Raw genomic sequence first — 11,939 nt, forward strand, 5'->3', positions numbered from 1 at the left:
TGTTACCAGGTTTCACGCTTGGTCGACCTATTATCACAGTCGGCACGACACGTTCGACACCACTCAAACTATTGCAGGCCCGACCGAACACCTCCATTGCGCACCGAACTCTCCACCCTTACCGGGTGTGCCCGTTGGTAGACCTTCGCCCCTACGGGGGAATCTCGTCGAGATCATCGAGGCGCTCACTGAACGCCGCCCAAAAGCTGGCGTTGTGTCGAGCCAGAGCCGTAATTGTGCAGATACAGTGTGCAGGAATGTTATCGATCGGTGGAGCTGCCGCGTGCCCACCAACGGTATACGCGTCGAGCCACCTCAGGAGCACCCGCCCCGCCTCATTGAATCTCAACGACGGATCGTTCCTCAGCGTCTGCAGGATCGCTACGGGATCCACTCCCGATTCCGGCCGCGTCGCTCGGCCACGTCGCCGCGAACGCGACCGCCCTTCCGACTGGTCCGATGTGGTCACAGTGACACGTTTCGCCGGAACGGGATCGGCGCCGGAATTGAGCCGGTTACGCACGTCGAATGCGGTCGACGGCGCGATACCAGCCACCCTCGCGACGTCTCGCAGTGACCTTCGCGGGTCCGCCAGCATCAGTTCAGCGGCCAGTCTGCGCCCGTTGGAAGAGTCCAATGGACGAGTCCGGCCGTCGCGGCCGACCCTGGTGTTCGACTGTGAATCCTCGACGGTCGAACACTTTCGTATCGCGCCGATGGTGGTCGCAGTGAGGCCACTGACCAGGGCAATCCACCTGTCCGAATGGTGGGGATGGGTCGCGATGATCCGAGCAGCGGCGGCTTTGCGGTCGACTAACGACAACGGAAGTCCGTTCTTCGTGTTCGCCTCGACCGCGAGTACGAAGGCGTCATCCTCGTCGCCGTCGAAGAAGTACACCTCGATAGCATGACGGGCGCGCAGTGCCGCCGCGTGGAGCCTATGCATTCCGTCGATAACACGCATCGTGGGTCGATGGACGAAAATCGGCGGAAGTGGTACATCCAGTTCGGCTAGCGCGCGAACGTGCTCGGTGTTCTCGCCAGCCGTCCTCGGCGAATCGGCCGGTCGCAGCATGATGATCGGAACCATCTCAGTGGGATGATTGCCCGATTGGTACTCACACCACGGCGACGGCGCATCGACGCTGTCACAGGGCAGGAACACGCACGGCTCTCCCATAGCCTCGACTCCATTGCATCGACGCTCGCAAATGTCACCGCTCTCCGTACACATGACAAGCTGCGCGACGTTGCAGCCATCCCACTAGCGAGGGCTTCTGTCAGCACAGTCAATGTCACTGCACCCGCTACATGGTTCAACCCAATTCCACCGTGTACCCCGATCTCCACGAAGACAAGAGGGCCCGTTGCCCGGCCCCCTGGTTACTCCCGCCATCGTCGCCGCCGCAGGTTGGGAGAACCTGCCCTACCGCCGCAACTGGCCAGGTCTCAGATGGCGTGGTAGAAGCACCGAACTGCTCCCTGCGGCGTAGTGGTCTACCTGGGCACCAGCCAAGTGGCTCGACTGTCGACTACGAGAGTCACACACGTCGCCGAGCACCTGTTACTGGCGTGCCCTTCACTACTGGAAGCTGGACCGGGCGACACTATACAGGTCAAGTGCATACAATCCCGTCGATGACTCAGCCGAGACAAGTGGCGCTGACTGCATACTCAGCCGCTGTAACGATCGGTGGGCTGTTCGCAGCCAGGGAGCAGCACGGGAGCAAATAGGGAGCAGCCATGCGCGCCGAACCGCCCTAAACTGTGCTCGACGGCTCCGAACGAACCCACGCCGACCTGCGGAAGTTACATTTCCGCAGGTCGGCACAGTATGGCGTCCTTGGTTCACACCTAAGTGGTCAGGCATGCCGTTCGAGCTGGCGTTTTCGCCGGTCAAGGCGCTGCCTGCATGAGTCCCAGCCATGCTTCGTCGTCGCGTGGCGGAGTAGCTTCCGACCGCTATTCCCGAGCGACCGATCATCACCCCACATTCCGTCGTTGGCAACTCACCTGGAAGCACTATCGGCATTGCGCCGCAAGGGCCCGATTTCACGTGTACCGTGCCAGAATTCGACGCTGCAGCCGTTGCCCGGCGTTCTGTCTCTCGTACTTGCTCACAGTTCAGGTGCTCGGATGGCTGATGCTGCACGCTGGCCAGAGCAAGAACGAGCGAGGCGAGGGCGACTTCGCCTCCATTTCGCTGTCACGGTGCGCGTCCGACGGGATCCCCACCTCGCCGAACCGGTAGTTCTCGACGCCCGCAGGCCTGTCCGCGCCAGTTCCCCGGCGCGAGCGGACCTCTTGCGCTCGATGGTGGCCCTTAGCTCACCATCACGGTGCGTGTGCACTACTATCACAGGGTGTCGTCGGACTTGCGGCCATGCCGCTTCGGAGAACGGACGCGGTGATGGCTGAGGACATTCTGAGATCGCTGGGCATCGAGCCCACCGACATGTCACAGAGGCGCGGCAGGATGGTCGAGGCCGGCCAGGCCCTCGCGGGCGCGCGCCTCACAGAGATCTCGCGCGACGGCCAGGCGCAGGCCACCGTGGACGGCACCGGTGTGCTGCTGGGACTGACCATCTCCGATCGCCCGCGACGTGCCGCAGACGCTCCGGCTCTCGACGCCGCCATCCTCGAGGCGGTGCGCGGCGCCAAGGTGCGTGCTGCGATGGCGGCGCGCACCGAGGCTGCCAGTGCGCTGGGCATATCCAAGACGGAGCCGCCAGCCGTCGAGCCGGTCGAGCCGCCCCATGGGCCGGAGGACCACTCTCACCATCCCATCGCTCGCCAGGACGACGAGGACGAAGAGGTGAGCTTCGAGGAAATCGACTTCGTGCACGGGAAGTCCGACGACGAGCAGGCAGCCTGGTGACTAGCTACAACGAGATCTACGCCCTTGCCGAAGAGATTGACGCCAACATCAGCAAGGCCCGTGAACTCGCGCAGACCGCGATGAACCGTCCGTACACTGTGGAGATCGAGCCCAACCTCGGCACTGTCACGGTGACCGGTGCCGGTGAACTGATCGCGGTGGATCTGGACCCGCGTACGCTACCGACCACCATGGGGCGATCACTCGGCGCACAGGTGATGGCCGCGATCCACCACGCGGAATCCGTCGCGCGCGCCGCTGCGAGCCAGGAAATGGCGCCAGCGCCCGAGGCTGAATGATGAGCGGGCCTGCGACAAGGGGGAGAACACTTGAGTGAAGGGTATGAGGTCGTCCCGGAGGCGCTGCGCCACGCGCAGCAGTCCTTTCAGGACGCGAACGACCAGTTCGCTGGACTCGTGATCAAAGAGATGCCGGGCTGGCAGCTCGGCGACGCGGATCTAGGACTGCTCGGCCAGACTGCGGGTGTCGTGCGCGATTACAACGAGGCGCTGGAGGTCGTCCGGAACAAGGTCAGGGCCAGTGCCGAGGGCTTCAACGCCATCAGTGAGGCGCTGAACACCGCGGCGAAGATCTACGAGGCCCAAGACGAGAAGTACTACGAACAGTTCGGCTGGCTCGCGCAGGACACGAACGCGCCCTACCAGCCGCCCAAGTGAATCCCGCCAATCCGACCTTGAAGGTGCCCGTGGCTTCTGCACCCTATCCCAACGACGCCGACCAGATTATCCGTATGGCGTCCGAGCTCGTGTTCTACACCGACCCGTTGCATCTGCTCGATCTGATTCGTGATCGTCTGTTCGGCGACGCGGACAAGGTCGTCGAGATGGCGCATCGGTGGGCCGAGAACACGGTGATACCGCAGACCAAGGTGGGCCTCCAGACTACGAAGGACGTGCTGGGCAGCTACTGGCAGGGACCCGCCTACACGCAGTTCAACGCCTATGTCGGCAACGTGATCGGCAACCTGGACGCCAACCAGGCGGTGATGACCAACATCGCCACCACGCTCGGGAACTGTGCCCAGGTGGTGCAGTCCACGTACGCCAGCGCGATCAAGCTGATCGGGCAGTGCGCGGGTGACCTGCTCAACCTGGGTGTGCTCGGCGCCTCGCTGTTCGTGCCCGGCGTGGATCTGATCACCGGACCCGCGCTGTTGTTGAAGGCAATGGACAAGCTTGACGACTTCGTCAAGAACGTGGCCACGTTGCTGGCCGACGCCGGCAACCAGATCGCATCCTATCGCTCCAGCGGGATCTCGTTCGCCGCGAACGCGAACGCCTTCAAGGTCCCGGAACCGATCGGCGACAGCAACTCCGGCGCGGTCATCGGCAGCGCCAATGACTGGCACGTTATCCCCAACAAGTGAGGAGTGGTCGTGTCGCCGCGAGGTACCGCGATCTTGGCATCCCTCCTGTTGGCCGCGGGGCTGATAGCCCTGGCCGCCGGAGTCGGAGTGGCGCTGTCATCGGTGCACCTCACAGTCCAGACCCCGAAGGGATCCGCGGTCGTCGACTGCGGCAGGCCGTGGCCGCCGGGAGCGGCCAGTGCCTTCGCCTGGCAGCCGGAGGTGCTGGACGCTCAACAGGCGTTCCCGGATTCGACGCGGGCGGCCGCCGTGAACACCTGGGAGGCGGACTGCCGCGCGGCACTCGGACTGAACGGAAGCCTCGCCGGCGTGCTGTTCATCGGCGGCGTGCTGATGACCGGCTGCGGCGGAGTGCTGTTGCTGGTACGACAGCGACGCCGGGCGTAAGGCCAGCCACGTCGCAGCGGTACCACTTGAAGCCTCCGGTATGCCGATTGGGTTATAGATGCACAGCACCTGCTGCCGGTACTCACGGGCGCTCGCCAGTCATACGACTTCACGGAGCAGGAGCCGTGTAGTAAGCATGCAAGATCAGCCTCGGACACCGAAAATCATTTGCACTAATGCAGGCTCTCCTGTTTTCGACGCAAAGGCATGTCGCGACTCCGCTGACATTCCATGACACGCCTGACCCGGAGCCACTAAACGCGGGACACCAAGGCAGGACCTGCGGCAGTGGCACTCCTGGCGACTCGCCGCATGAGCCGCATGGTGGGCTCTCGGGTGGGCCGTCTGGGCCGGCACTTCCGCCGCCTGCACCCAGCCAGAACGCGCCCGGGTCGAGTTCGGACAACCCGTCCCACTTGTCCCAGGTGTGTTTTCGCAGGTGAGCCTGGTTCTCTCCCGTCCCCGCAGACGGGACGACTACCTGTTGTGCCGTCCCCACCTGGGACGGCACAACTGCGGTCTCTACATACAGCTGGCGAGAGACAGACGGGTGGATAGTGTGCAAGTCCGTCCGCGACGTCGTCCGGATCGAGCAACGTCTCTTGCTTCGTCCACCGCCCGAAGACCGCATAGCCGGTGTAGCGCGGGTTCTCCAGGATCGCCCGTACCGTGCTGCCCTGCCAGCCGTCCGCCAACCGATGCCGGTTCTGGTCCGGCCGCCGCGCCGAGCGACAGAGAATGCCATCCCTGTTCAGCCCGTTGGCAATCGCCCGATCTCCCTGACCGTCCAGGTACTCAGCAAAGACCCGCCGCACCACAACGGACGTCTCATGCTCAAGCACCAGCATCCGCAGCCGATAGCCCTCCGCCGCCTGGCAACGCCGGCGAGACGTTCTTCCCTTTGGCTCATGCGCCGATACGGTCGTGAGGTCCTGCTGATTGGCGCGTGCGCCGGGGCAAGCCTGGTGATCCTGACCGGCTTCCTGGTATCGGGCAATCCGGTGCGGAGCGTCTGCCTGATCTTCGTGGCACCGGCAGCATCTTCGCGCCGTACTACGCAGTCACTGCGGCCGCGGTGGTCGGGCTGACGCTGGTTCCGTTGCTGCGACTGGCCGTCCGCCGCGACGCCGCCCGCGACGACAACGTCACGCCGCTGCCGACCCCGGCCTGAGGAGGTCGCGACGCGTTGGGCCGCAGCGCTGTTGGCCGCAGCGCTGGCCGCGCCGCCAACGACATCGCCCTCAGCGGCGCTTTCGTCGACTGCGCCACCACCACGCCCGTCCCCGTCGGGCCGACCTGCCAGCAGCGCCACGCCGTCAATGGCGTCGACCAGTTCCAGGCCCGCACGGCGTGTCCTACGTCGACATCCGTCACCCCAGCGCCCACTACGGCCTCTGCGAACCCCCGGCCCGCCGCTGGCTCGCAGGCCTGACCCCTGCCTCACCCGCCTACCCGTACCACCCGAACGCCGCCGGAATGGCCGACGCCGCCGCCGTCACCGCGAGTTCGCGGTGACGGCGGCGGCCTACCGGGCTGCTACTTGCTTCTCTTGATGGTGTCGTTCAGGTACTGCTGCGTCTTCGCGGTGCTGAAGGCGCTGTTGGCGGTGAGCTTGACGTCGGTGGTGACGGTCTCGCCCTTCTGGACCTTGACGATCTTCATGACCGGCGTGAAGCCGTCCTTGGCGAAGATCACTTGGAGCGGGTTGTAGCCCTTGTTGAGCCACAGCTGGTAGTGGCCTTGGCCGTCGGTCTTCAGGGTGAAGGTGGTCGGGCCGCAGGCGCCGGTCTTGGTGTCGTACATGGTGCAGACGGCCACGGTGGCGCCGGCGACGGGTTGACCGGAGCTGTTCGTGACGGTGCCGGCGATCTTGCCCCAGGCGGCCGGCGGGGTGGCGGTCATGGTCACCTTGACCGGACCGACGCCGCCGTACGGCGAATCGGTGCTGACGAACACCAGACCCTCGTAGGTGCCGGGTTGCGACACCGCCGAGGAGTCGGCGGTGATCCGCACACTGACGGTCTTGCCCGGGGCGACGTCGAAGTCGGTCTTGTTCTCCGACAACCACGTCACGTCGCCTGTCCTGGTCGAGAACTCGGTCGCTAGCCTTGACCTGCTGTTTGTCGCGTTCGTTGATCGGTGGTCCGTGGCTGTTCGGCTGTTGTACGTGATCTTGGTCCAGGCGTTGTCCTGGCTGACGCTGCTGGCTCGGGGCTCAGCGTCCAAGGACGCGGAGATACTTGCGCTGCGCCACGAGGTCGCGGTGCTCCGCCGCGCCAACCCTCGCCCACGACCGGCCTGGGCCGACCGCGCGGTGCTCGCGGCCCTATCCCGGCTCCTGCCGAAATCCCTGCGGGCCCGCCGCATCGTCACGCCCGCAACATTGCGGCGATGGCATCGCCGGCTCGCGGCCGGCAAGTGGCGTCAGCCGAAACCGCCAGGCCGTCCGCCAATCAGCGACGAGATCGTCGCGCTCATCCTCCGCCTGGCAACGGAGAACCGAACCTGGGGCGTGGTCCGCATCCAAGGCGAGCTGCGACGGCTCGGGCACCGCATCGCCGCCTCCACCATCCGCCGGATCCTGCGCAGCCACCGAATACCGCCGCCCTCCACCCGCGGCGACACCTGGCGCACGTTCCTTCGCGCCCAAGCTGACAGTCTTCTCGCGATCGACTTCCTCCATATCGACACCGTCACCCTCAAGCGCCTCTACGCAGCATTCGTCATCGAGCACCACACCCGCCGCGTCCACCTGCTCGGCCTCACCGACCACCCCACCGGAGCCTGGGCAACCCAACTCGCCCGCAACCTCGCCGCAGATCTTGAAGACGCCGGACACCGGTTCACCCACCTGATCCGCGACCGGGACGCCAAATTCACCGCAGCCTTCGACGCGGGGTTCACCTCGATCGGCATCCACGTGGTCCTCACTGCACCGCAAGCACCGCGGATGAACGCGATCGCCGAACGCTGGATCTGCTCGCTCCGACGCGAATGCACCGACCGGCTGCTCATCACCGGCCGTAGCCACGTCCGCCACGTGCTGGACGCGTACGTCCCAGCACCACAACGCTGGACGCAGCCACCAAGGCCACAGCGTTGGACTACGAGCACCCGATGACGACCCGAACCTGATCCCGTTGCCTACCCCGCCGGACCGGGTCAAGCGCACGAGACGCCTCGCGGGACTACTCAACGACTATGAACCAGCCGCCTAAAATCCCAGCTCACAGCCGGTGACAGCATTTTCAACCAGGACAGGCCAAATCATCGTCTTCCTGTCCCTCGCGTCGCTGGTCCCCCATCACACCCTCCGTGCTCCCTCGGACCCACCACACTTACATGTTGGTGATCGCGGGGACGGCGTACCAGCGCAGCGTCAGGTCGGCGCACCACGCGTGTTCGGGGTGGGTAAGGTGGATCGGCTGGACCGCGTCGGGAGAATCGGGTGCAGGACCAAGCCGCCGGCCGCGGTGCGGATCGCTAAAGATCTTGAATGGCGAGAGCTGATCATGCTGGTCACGGCCTGACCTCCACGATCGTGACCGTGATCGAGTCTATCCCGGGGTGATGAGGTACGCGGATGGAGGCGGTCTGTCCGAGCAGGGCAGGGCCAAACGCGAGGCGGTCCGGTTGTCAGCTCATTTTGCAGGTCGCGCTGGAACTGCCCGACGCTGACCAGCATGGCGGTGGTCGCGTCGGTCGCGGCCAGGTCGACGATGCCCGACAGCGCTCCGGACAGCACGCGCAGCTTGACACCGTGCTGCTGGCACCAGTCGCGCAGGGCGAGAATTTCGGCCAGGTCCCGGCACAGCCGGTACAGCTCAGCGCCGGGCGCCCGGTGACGTTCATTCGGTTTCCTGATAGCGTTGGTGGGCAACAGTTTTCATGGTGCTCGCGAGAGCCGGTTCCCGTCGAAATGATCACTGAGCTTCGGGCAACCCGCAGACCAGTCGGCTCCTGGACGTAGGGGGTTCGTCCAGGAGCCGACGGTAACCGGTGGCGTGCTCAGCCCGCGTGCATCTCCGATGTCCGCGACAGCCGCTCCGCCTCCGGTTCGCGGCGCTGAAACAGCGCGAGCGCCGACACCACGAGCGCACCTAGTGCCACCAGGCCGGCGGCAGTCCAGAAGGCGACGTGATAACCGGACAGCACGTCGGCCGGCGCGGTACTCGGGCCGGTCACCGCGACCGCCACCGCCACCAGGATCACCGTGGCGACGCTGGCGCCAGCCTGTTGTGCCGTGACGTTGAACGCCCCCGCGATACCGCGCTGTTCGGGAGCGACCGCGTTGAGTGAGGACGCGGTCATGGCCGGAGTGGACACTCCGACGCCTACCCCGAGCACCACGAATCCCGGGAATAGGTAGAGCCAGTAGGAACCGGCCAACGGCGTGCGCACGAACGACAACAGCGCGATCGCGATCAGCAGCAGGCCGACGGCCATCAGTTTCCAATGGCTCACCTTGCTGTTCAGCATGCGCACCGTCAGGTTGGCGCACACGATCACGGCGATGCTCTGCGCCAGCAGCGCGAGCGCCGACTGGAGCGGCGTGAACCCGAGGATGTCCTGCATGTACAGGGGAATGAAGAACAACATGCCAAGGACGCCACCGAAGGACACGAAGGCGGTCGCGGTGGCCGACAGGATCTGCCGCGACCGCAGGATGCGCAGCGGCAGCAGGGGTTGCTCGCACCGGGACTCACGCACGACGAACGCCGCCAACAGCAGCACGCCCAAGACCAGCGGCACCACGGTGCCGGCCGTGCCCCAGCCCGCCTCGCTCGCGTGGTTCACGGCGAACAGCAGCGCGGGAATGCCGAGCGTGATGGTGATGGCGCCGAGGATGTCCAGTTGCCGGCGACCAGTGCTGGCGGCGCCGGCGGGCAGCGTCGGCCGGGACGCGATGAGCACCAGGCAGCCGAACGCGGCGGTGAATGCGAACACCGCCCGCCAGCCGAACCAGTTCGCCAGCAGGCCGCCGAGAATGAGGCCACCGCTGAAACTTCCCCCGGCGACGGCCGTATACGTGCCCAGCGCCCGGTTGCGCAACGCACCCACGGGGAAGATCTCGTACAGCAGCGCGGTGGACGCCGGCATGGACAGCGCGGCGCCGAAACCCTGTAGTACGCGGCCGACCACAAGCACGACCATGGTCGGCGCGACGGCCGCGACCAGCGAGCCGACCACGAAGACCGCGACACCGATTGCGAACACCAGGCGGCGGCTGAACACATCGGTCAGCCGGCCGCCGAACAACAGGAAACCACCGAACGCGATGGCGTACGCGGTCATGACCCATTGCAGCGCATCGGCCGAGATCACCAGGTTGTGCCCGATCTCGGGCAACGCCGCGTTGACCACGGCGACGCTGCTCGCGTCCAGCCCGACCGCGCAGGCGATCACCGTCAACGACCACCGTTGCCCGGTGGAGAACCGTGGCCTCTGCTCTTTTTCAGCGGTAGTACTGTCCGATGGAAGGCTCACGACACGTTCTCCTCCATTGCAAGGTTCATAAAGACAGGAACATGACCGACCGGCATGGCCATGAACAGGAAGTACCCAAAAAGAACGCAACCGAACTCCGCGCGAAAATGCGAGCGGAATATCGTGACAAAAGAAGCGCGCCGACGGCGAAGGATCAGCGTTGTCGCCGGTATACGGTCAGCCGATGTCGAACGGCGCCGAACCGCCGAGCGCGCCGGCTAGGATGCCTTGCCCGCGGGCGGCACCGCCATCAGCCGGCCGTAGCCGCGGATCTTGTTGTCGATGACCTCCAGACATGCGTCGATATCGGCGCGCTGCGTGTGCAGGCTGGCCCGGTGCTCCTGCAGGATCTGCCGGCGCTGTTCCGCGGTGTGGTCGCCCGCGCGGGCGAGGTCCATGTACTCCCGCAACTTGCGGATGGACATGCCGGTGGCCCGCAGCCGGGTCACGAACACCACGCAGGCCATCGCGTGCTCGTCGTAGATCCGGTGCCCGGCCGCGTCCCGCTCGACCGGATCCAGCAACCCGACACTCTCGTAATAGCGCAAGGTGTTCTTGGTGACGCCGAACCGCTCGGCCACCTCGCCCACTGCCAGCCGTTCCACCCCTCCGAGGGTAGGGGTTCGTGTGCACACGAAGTCAACCTGTTCAACCAAGGCCCGCCCGACAGGCGGACACCGACGCCATCGGCAGGCCGCCGAGCCGGTCGGTTCGAGGCGAATCCAGGACCGGACCGCGTCACCACCCGCCGGGACAGGGTCGACGCCCTGATCAGCACCCAAGCCAGCGCCCCCGGCAGCGGCGCCGGTCGACGCCGCCGGCACGTGGAGTTGCGGATCGTGCCGCAGGATCATCTCGTGCAGTTGCTGAAGCGCGGGTGACGGATCGATGCCTTGGCGGTCGGCCATTTCGTCCCGGATCGCTCGGTAGTCGCCGAGCGCGTCGACCTGCCGTCCAGCGCGGTAGTGCGCCATCATCAGCTGTCCGCACAGGCGTTCGCGCAGCGGCTCCGCCAGCACCATCGCCTCCAGCTCCGCGACAATCTCCAGGTGCCGGCCGCAGGCCAGTTCGGCATCGAAACGGTCCTCGACGGCAGCCAGCCGTTCATTGTCAAGAGATGCGATCTCCGGCACCGAGACGCCGCGTTCGACCAGGTCGGCGAGCATCGGTCCGCGCCACAGCAGCAGCGCCCGGCGCAACGTGCGCGCCGCCAGTTCCCACTTCCCCGCCGCCAGCGCCAGCCGTCCCTCGGCCAACAGGCGCTGGAACCGGAGCAAGTCGACCTGCTCCGGATCGACCCGCAGTAGATAGCCGGGAGCCTGGGTGACCAACGAGGTCTCGTCGTCGCGCTGGACGCAGGCGAACCCGCGCCGGATGGCCGAGATCGCATTCTGCAACATCTTCTTGCCGGTCGATGGCACCCCTCGCGGCCACAACGACTCCAACAGCAGGCTCGCCGGCACCACCGTATTCGCGTGCAACACCAGGATGGCCAAGGTCGCGCGTGGAACGAACCCGCCCAGCTGAATCGGCACGACACCTTCGGTCACCATCATCGGTCCAAGAATGTGGAATTCCACGGTCGCCCCCCGGCCATCGACTCCCCAACACGGCCGATCAACACAACACCGACCGTGTTCAATTATTGTGAAACACAGGCATTTCAACGCACTTGACCCCAGGAAAACCTGGCATCAACAGTGCGTTGATCGGAACCACATCAGCCAATATAAGCAATCGGCGGCAAGTTACATTTCCCCCATTTCCCCCACGATGCAGGCAGCGCAAACGCGCGCTTTG

General features: G+C 65.5%; 14 protein-coding genes. 8 read left to right on the forward strand and 6 right to left on the reverse strand.

Annotation, left to right across the window (positions count from 1 at the left end):
* Positions 1-151 precede the first annotated feature (151 nt).
* Positions 152-1,180, reverse strand: a complete 1,029-nt coding sequence (locus JJ691_RS15095) for a streptomycin biosynthesis protein (protein ID WP_249227933.1) — start codon at positions 1,178-1,180, stop codon at positions 152-154.
* A 1,230-nt stretch (positions 1,181-2,410) separates the two neighbouring features.
* Between JJ691_RS15095 and JJ691_RS15100 the strand changes: the two genes are divergently transcribed.
* From JJ691_RS15100 to JJ691_RS15120, 5 genes are read left to right on the forward strand one after another with little or no spacing between them, the layout of a single operon-like run.
* A complete protein-coding gene (locus tag JJ691_RS15100) occupies positions 2,411-2,878 on the forward strand; it encodes a YbaB/EbfC family nucleoid-associated protein (protein ID WP_211769402.1) in 468 nt (155 codons plus the stop codon).
* Positions 2,875-3,177, forward strand: a complete 303-nt coding sequence (locus JJ691_RS15105; protein ID WP_211769403.1) for a YbaB/EbfC family nucleoid-associated protein — start codon at positions 2,875-2,877, stop codon at positions 3,175-3,177. Before JJ691_RS15100 ends, JJ691_RS15105 begins: the two co-directional genes overlap by 4 nt.
* A gap of 30 nt (positions 3,178-3,207) precedes the next feature.
* Entirely contained in the window at positions 3,208-3,555 is a 348-nt protein-coding gene (locus tag JJ691_RS15110; protein ID WP_211769404.1) for a type VII secretion target, read from the forward strand.
* Positions 3,552-4,265, forward strand: coding sequence for a WXG100 family type VII secretion target (locus JJ691_RS15115; RefSeq protein WP_211769405.1), 714 nt, complete (start codon positions 3,552-3,554; stop codon positions 4,263-4,265). Before JJ691_RS15110 ends, JJ691_RS15115 begins: the two co-directional genes overlap by 4 nt.
* A 9-nt stretch (positions 4,266-4,274) precedes the next feature.
* Positions 4,275-4,652, forward strand: coding sequence for a hypothetical protein (locus tag JJ691_RS15120; protein WP_211769406.1), 378 nt, complete (start codon positions 4,275-4,277; stop codon positions 4,650-4,652).
* A gap of 254 nt (positions 4,653-4,906) precedes the next feature.
* Here the strand turns inward: JJ691_RS15120 and JJ691_RS15125 are convergent, their stop codons facing one another.
* A complete protein-coding gene (locus tag JJ691_RS15125; protein WP_211769407.1) occupies positions 4,907-5,500 on the reverse strand; it encodes a recombinase family protein in 594 nt (197 codons plus the stop codon).
* A gap of 98 nt (positions 5,501-5,598) precedes the next feature.
* Between JJ691_RS15125 and JJ691_RS15130 the strand changes: the two genes are divergently transcribed.
* Together JJ691_RS15130 and JJ691_RS15135 are read left to right on the forward strand one after the other, a co-directional pair.
* A complete protein-coding gene (locus JJ691_RS15130; protein WP_211769408.1) occupies positions 5,599-5,823 on the forward strand; it encodes a hypothetical protein in 225 nt (74 codons plus the stop codon).
* Between the two features lie 179 nt (positions 5,824-6,002).
* A complete protein-coding gene (locus JJ691_RS15135; protein WP_211769409.1) occupies positions 6,003-6,167 on the forward strand; it encodes a hypothetical protein in 165 nt (54 codons plus the stop codon).
* 21 nt (positions 6,168-6,188) lie between these two features.
* Here JJ691_RS15135 and JJ691_RS15140 read toward each other — a convergent pair whose 3' ends face one another.
* Positions 6,189-6,725: a carboxypeptidase-like regulatory domain-containing protein gene (locus JJ691_RS15140; protein ID WP_211769410.1), complete on the reverse strand. Its 537-nt coding sequence runs from the start codon at positions 6,723-6,725 to the stop codon at positions 6,189-6,191.
* On the opposite strand from JJ691_RS15140, the gene JJ691_RS15145 reads away from it, so the two are divergent.
* Positions 6,703-7,773, forward strand: coding sequence for a helix-turn-helix domain-containing protein (locus JJ691_RS15145; protein ID WP_249227934.1), 1,071 nt, complete (start codon positions 6,703-6,705; stop codon positions 7,771-7,773). The two genes, JJ691_RS15140 and JJ691_RS15145, sit on opposite strands and share 23 nt — an antisense overlap.
* Positions 7,774-7,990: 217 nt before the next feature.
* Here the strand turns inward: JJ691_RS15145 and JJ691_RS53170 are convergent, their stop codons facing one another.
* From JJ691_RS53170 to JJ691_RS15160, 3 genes are all read right to left on the reverse strand, one after another.
* Positions 7,991-8,143 carry a nitric oxide synthase oxygenase gene (locus JJ691_RS53170; protein WP_306291384.1) on the reverse strand — a complete coding sequence of 51 codons (153 nt, stop codon included), beginning with the start codon at positions 8,141-8,143 and terminating at the stop codon, positions 7,991-7,993.
* A gap of 517 nt (positions 8,144-8,660) precedes the next feature.
* The gene (locus JJ691_RS15155; protein WP_249228231.1) at positions 8,661-10,058 is read right to left on the reverse strand and encodes an MFS transporter; all 1,398 of its coding nucleotides are present in this window, start codon (positions 10,056-10,058) and stop codon (positions 8,661-8,663) included.
* Positions 10,059-10,357: 299 nt separating this feature from the next.
* Positions 10,358-11,719 (reverse strand): BTAD domain-containing putative transcriptional regulator, encoded by a 1,362-nt coding sequence (locus JJ691_RS15160; RefSeq protein ID WP_211769412.1) that lies wholly within the window; start codon positions 11,717-11,719, stop codon positions 10,358-10,360.
* Between the last annotated feature and the right edge of the window lie 220 nt (positions 11,720-11,939).

It is taken from the genome of Kutzneria sp. CA-103260, from assembly GCF_018263855.1.
Taxonomy (GTDB): Bacteria; Actinomycetota; Actinomycetes; order Mycobacteriales; family Pseudonocardiaceae; genus Kutzneria.